This window comes from Ruegeria sp. BHSB064 (genome assembly GCF_059613205.1).
The window spans coordinates 1-3,499 of record NZ_JBXWSB010000216.1 but is presented as its reverse complement, the minus strand read 5'-3'; the positions used below and the strand labels follow the sequence as shown (position 1 = coordinate 3,499).

Genomic DNA, 3,499 nt, shown 5'->3' with positions numbered 1-3,499 from the left:
ATATGGCATCACCTTCATCCCAAAACCGCCACCCACATCCGGCGTGGTGACGCGGACATCTTCAGCGTCGAGTTTCAGCTTTTGCGCCAGTTGCGCCTTCATCGCCCAGACGCCTTGCCCGCCGTAGGAAAAATGCAGGCGACCGTCGGTCCAGTCGGCCTGACAGCCGCGCGGCTCAAGCGAGCTGATGATGACCCGGTTGTCCAACACGTTCAGTGACACTGTATGAGCCGCGTCCTGAAACGCAGCATCGGTCGCGGCTTCGTCACCCAATCCCCAGTCAAAGGCCCGGTTGTCGGGGGCTTCTGGGTGAAGGGCCTCGCCACCCGCCTTAACGTCCAGCTTGGCAGGACGCTCTTCCGTATCCATCCAGATCAACTCGACCGCGTCCTGCGCCTGTGCCAGCGTATCTGCGATAATAACCGCCACCGGCTCGCCGACGAAGCGCACACGATCCTTGGCCAGCATGTGCCGATCCGGAGCCGCCGCCTTGGACCCATCGCGGTTTTGTAAAACGGCGGCGTTGAGAACCGTGTCGATGCCCGCAGCTGCCAAGTCCTCCAGCGTCATCACCAGGCGCACGCCCTCGGCAGAACGCGCATCCTCAAGATTTATACTTGTAATATTTCCATGGGCCACCGGGCTACGGAAGAAGGCGGCAAACAGCGCTTTCTCGGGCACCACGTCGTCCATGTACCGCCCCTGCCCGGTCAGGAACCGCTGATCCTCGGTCCGCTTTACGGGCTGGCTCTTGCCAAATTTTTCCATGGGCGATCCTCCTGTCGGGTCTTGAGGCGAGCCTAGCCCGTGCTTGGACGATGTCCAGCATGACTCATGGAAATTCGTTTGCCGCTACAGCATGTTGGGGTTAGCTTTGGTCATGAATTGGTCCCATGACACTGTTTTTCCCTACGCTGCCCCGCTAACCACCGGTCAGACGGTAACACATGACATCTACGTCGGTGGGGAAGGTCCACCGATACTGATCCTTCAGGAGTTGCCCGGGATCGGTCCTGAGACTCTGGCGCTGGCGGCAAAGCTGAACGACTCCGGCTTTCGTGTTTATCTTCCGCATCTGTTCGGAACCTACGGCAAGGTCGAGATGGCTAAAAACACCGCTCGGCTGTTTTGCGTTCGGAAAGAGTTCAACATCTTCGCCAGAGGCAAACAAAGCCCTATCGCAGGATGGATGCGCGCCCTGACCCACGAGATCAAACAGCGCGAAGGCAGCGCCGGTGTGGGTGTCATCGGTATGTGCCTGACAGGCAGTTTTGCTCTGACCCTGATGGCCGAAGACGCCGTTGTCGGCGGGGTCGCCAGTCAACCTGCATTGCCAGTTTTAGGTGGCAAGCATCTGCACATGAGCGCGCAGGATATCGGCGCAGCTTCAGCGGGTATGGCCGCGAAAGGCAGCGGACTGGCAATGCGATATTCCGAGGACAAGCTGGCCCCGAAAAAACTAATGCAAGCGCTTGAAAGGGCATTCGGCGACCTGTTGGAAACAGTGGAATATCCCGGCAAGGATCACTCGCTGCTGACGCTGGATTTCCACGATCCCGCCTATCAGCGCGTGGACGCCTATTTCAAAGCCCGCTTTGGCATAAGCTAAGCGCACAGGGCCTTCCCCTTCCTGCCTCCATTCGCTATTGCAGACGCTGACCCGAATTTGTTGACGCAGGACGCACCCCATGGCGATGGAAAAGACATTCAACGCGGCCGAGGCCGAGGCCCGCATCTATGAAGCCTGGGAGCAGGCCGGAGCCTTCAAGGCAGGCGCGAACAAATCGCGCGACGAAAGCTTTACTATCATGATCCCGCCGCCCAACGTCACGGGCGCGTTGCATGTGGGTCATGCATTCAACAACACCCTGCAAGATATTCTGATCCGTTGGCATCGGATGCGCGGGTTCGACACGCTCTGGCAGCCCGGTCAGGACCACGCGGGCATCGCCACCCAGATGCAGGTAGAGAAGATGCTGGCCAACACGCAACAGCCGGGTCGGCGCGAGTTGGGCCGTGAGAAATTCCTGGAGAAAGTCTGGGAGTGGAAAGGCGAATATGGCGGTACGATTATCGAGCAGCTAAAGCGTCTGGGGTCATCGTGCGACTGGTCGCGGAACGCCTTCACCATGGCCGGTGCGGCGGGTGATCCACGCACGGGGCATGAGAACTCGGCCAATTTCCATGACGCCGTCATTAAGGTCTTCGTCGATATGTACGAAAAGGGCCTGATCTATCGCGGCAAGCGTCTGGTCAACTGGGACCCGCATTTCGAGACCGCAATCTCGGACCTTGAGGTCGAGAATATTGAGGTCGCCGGGCATATGTGGCACTTCAAATACCCATTGGCCGGTGGTGAGACATATGAGTATTTGGAAAAAGATGAAGATGGGAATGTGATCTTCCGCGAGGAGCGGGATTATATTTCAATTGCAACCACACGCCCCGAAACCATGCTGGGCGACGGCGCGGTTGCGGTTCATCCGTCGGATGAGCGCTATGCGCCAATCGTGGGCAAGCTCTGCGAAATCCCGGTTGGTCCGAAAGAGCATCGTCGTCAGATTCCGATCATCACCGATGACTACCCCGATCCGGATTTCGGCTCGGGCGCGGTGAAGATCACCGGCGCGCATGACTTCAACGACAACATGGTCGCCAAGCGCGGCGGCATTCCAATGTACCGCCTGATGGACACCAAAGGCTCGATGCGAGCCGATGGCGCGCCTTACGCCGACGAAGCCGACAAGGCGCAGGAATACGCGCGCGGCAAAGCATTCACCGAAAACGAGATCGATGCGATCAACCTGATCCCCGATCACCTGCGCGGCCTCGACCGGTTCGAGGCACGCGCGAAGGTCGTCGAAGAGATTACCGCTGACGGTCTGGCTGTCATGACCCGCGCGGATGATCCGCGTTTGGGTTCGACCGCTTTGAAACCGGATCATGAGGGCGCGGACAAGCTGGTCCCGCTGGTCGAAAGCAAACCGATCATGCAGCCCTTCGGCGACCGCTCCAAAGTCGTCATCGAGCCAATGTTCACCGACCAGTGGTTCGTCGACGCCGCCAAGGTTGTCGGCCCTGCGCTGGATGCGGTCAAGGATGGCACGGTCAAGATCATCCCCGAGTCGGGTGAGAAGACTTATTACCACTGGCTGGAAAACATCGAGCCCTGGTGCATCTCGCGCCAGCTGTGGTGGGGACATCAGATTCCGGTTTGGTATGGCCTCGATCTCTCGGCTGAGAACTTCGAGGACGACGAAAACGATGGTGACCTTGATCTGGTCGAACTGGGCCGTTTACTGAACGAAGGCGGCATACTGCACCGTGGTAACGTCATGGAGTGCGCAGCGAACCTGAAAGCCGTTACCGAGAAGTTCCTGGATGACAATGCCAACATTCCAAGTCCATTGAGCCACGCGACGGTTATCGAAGTCGCTGACAAGCAGGAAGCCATCCATCAATTTGCGGAAAGCCTGGCTCAATATGCAGTCGAACAGGA

Annotated in this window: 3 protein-coding genes; 2 read left to right on the top strand and 1 reads right to left on the bottom strand. The window is 58.5% G+C overall.

Features of this window, described 5'->3' with window-relative positions:
• The coding region (locus AC2FNU_RS24285) for a xanthine dehydrogenase family protein molybdopterin-binding subunit (protein WP_496793973.1) at positions 1–768 on the bottom strand (768 nt) is incomplete at its 3' end.
• 112 nt (positions 769–880) lie between these two features.
• Here AC2FNU_RS24285 and AC2FNU_RS24280 point away from each other — a divergent pair.
• Together AC2FNU_RS24280 and AC2FNU_RS24275 are read left to right on the top strand one after the other, a co-directional pair.
• Positions 881–1,609: a dienelactone hydrolase family protein gene (locus AC2FNU_RS24280; protein WP_496793970.1), complete on the top strand. Its 729-nt coding sequence runs from the start codon at positions 881–883 to the stop codon at positions 1,607–1,609.
• A 79-nt stretch (positions 1,610–1,688) separates the two neighbouring features.
• Positions 1,689–3,499 (top strand): class I tRNA ligase family protein (locus AC2FNU_RS24275; RefSeq protein ID WP_496793967.1); only part of this gene is annotated, 1,811 nt, incomplete at its 3' end.